At 69.2% G+C, this 1,761-nt stretch carries 1 protein-coding gene and 1 pseudogene; one reads left to right on the top strand and one right to left on the bottom strand.

Going from position 1 to position 1,761, the window contains the following annotated elements; all coding sequences use genetic code 11:
• Positions 1-1,420 (bottom strand): transglycosylase domain-containing protein (locus AB0B91_RS65665; RefSeq protein WP_358343146.1); only part of this gene is annotated, 1,420 nt, incomplete at its 3' end.
• A gap of 121 nt (positions 1,421-1,541) precedes the next feature.
• Here AB0B91_RS65665 and AB0B91_RS65670 point away from each other — a divergent pair.
• Positions 1,542-1,761: pseudogene (locus tag AB0B91_RS65670) on the top strand (hypothetical protein); the annotation flags it as partial.

Consider the following 1,761-nt stretch of genomic DNA (forward strand, 5'->3'; position numbering starts at 1 on the left):
TCTGGTTGCCGCTCATCGCGCCGCTGGCGTTGGAGGGCGCCCAGCCGTCGTAGACCTCGGAGCGGTAGCGGTGCGGGGCGTTGAACGAGGTGGACAGCGGCATGCCCGCGTTCAGCGCGGCCAGCATCGGGAACATCTTGAACGTCGAGCCGGCCTGGTAGCCCGGCAGGTCGCCGCCGCCGAGCAGGGGCGCCACGGTGTTCGGGTAGTTCGCCTTGACGTTCGGCCCGGCCTCGGGGTTGGAGCTCTGCCCGTTCTCGCTCAGGTCCAGCGAGTACGTCCGGTTCACCGCCATCGCCTTGACCCGCCCGGTGCCGGGCTCGGAGACCACGATGCCGTTGGCGAAGGGGCTGCCGGTGTTCTCCTTGGTGCCGACGTTCTTCTCCGCCGCCTCCTGGATCTTGGGATCCATGCTGAGCACGATCCGGTAGCCGCCCCGGCGCAGCTTGTCCATCCGTTCCAGCCGGTTCTCGCCGAACGCGGGCTGCGCGCTCCACCAGTTCTTCAGGTAGTCGCAGGCGAAGCCCCAGCTGTTCCACTTGTCGGGCACGGCGGCGCAGTCGTTCGGCGGGTACGTCAGCTTGAGCCGGATCGGCTCGGACTTCGCCTGCGTGACGGCGTCCGGCGAGAGGTAGCCGAGCTGGGCCATCCGGTCGAGCACGTAGTTGCGCCGGCCGGTGGCATCCTTCTGGTCGGAGCTGGCCGGGTCGTACTCGGAAGGGGACTTGACCAGGCCGGCGAGGGTGGCCGCCTCGACGGGGCTGAGGTCCTTGGGGGCCTTGGAGAAGAAGATCTCGCTGGCCGCGTAGATGCCGTACGCGCGGTGCCCGAAGTACGCGGAGTTGAGGTAGCGCTCCAGGATCTGGTCCTTGCTCAGCTCCTTCTCCAGGTCCATCGCCATCCGCATCTCGCGGACCTTGCGCAGGCTGGTCTGCTGGGTGGCCTCCTGCACCTCCTTCGGCGTCTTCGCGCTGTCCCGCAGCGCCATCCGCACGTACTGCATCGTGAGCGTGGAGGCGCCCTGGGAGACACCGCTGGAGCGGGCGTTCGCCACGAAGGCGCGGGCGACGCCCTTCGGGTCGACGCCCCGGTGCTGGTAGAAGCGGTTGTCCTCGGCGGCGACGATCGCCTGCTGCATGTTCGGCGAGATGTCGGCCAGCTTCGTGTACTGCCGGTACTCCTCGTAGAACATCGTCAGCACCGTCTTGCCGTCCGGCGCGTAGACGTACGACGTCTCGGCCGGCAGCGCGGTGGTGAGGATCTTGGTCTTGTGTTCCATGGCGTGCGCCGTGACCTTGGCGCCGAGGCCGGTGGCGGCGGCCACCGGGTACGCCACGGCGGCGACCACGATGCCGGCGATCAGTCCGGCGCGGAGGAGGGGAACGAGACGACCAGCGGCAGCAAGGGGTCGGTTGCTCACACGCCCAAGTTATGACATTTCCGATTCGCACCTGAGAAATATTCATGAACGCCCGTGTGGTGATGCGGCCCACGCCGGGATGCGCTGTCCCGCGCGCCACCTTCCCGGCAGGATCGCGGACATGCGTGGTCAGCCGACCGATACCCTCCCCGGAAGCGGGTCCGAAGCCGGGGCCGGAGCCGAAGCCATCCGTCCCGAGGCCGGGCCCGACCTCGCCCATCACGGGGACGCCGAGGTGGGGCCGGGGCTGGTCGACCTCGCCGTCAACGTGCGGCGCGACGCGATGCCGGACTGGCTGGCCGACCCGATCACCGCCGCGCTCGGCGACCTCGCCGCGTACC

Origin of the sequence: Nonomuraea sp. NPDC049141, assembly GCF_040648415.1 — a bacterium.
In the GTDB taxonomy this organism is placed as follows: domain Bacteria; phylum Actinomycetota; class Actinomycetes; order Streptosporangiales; family Streptosporangiaceae; genus Nonomuraea.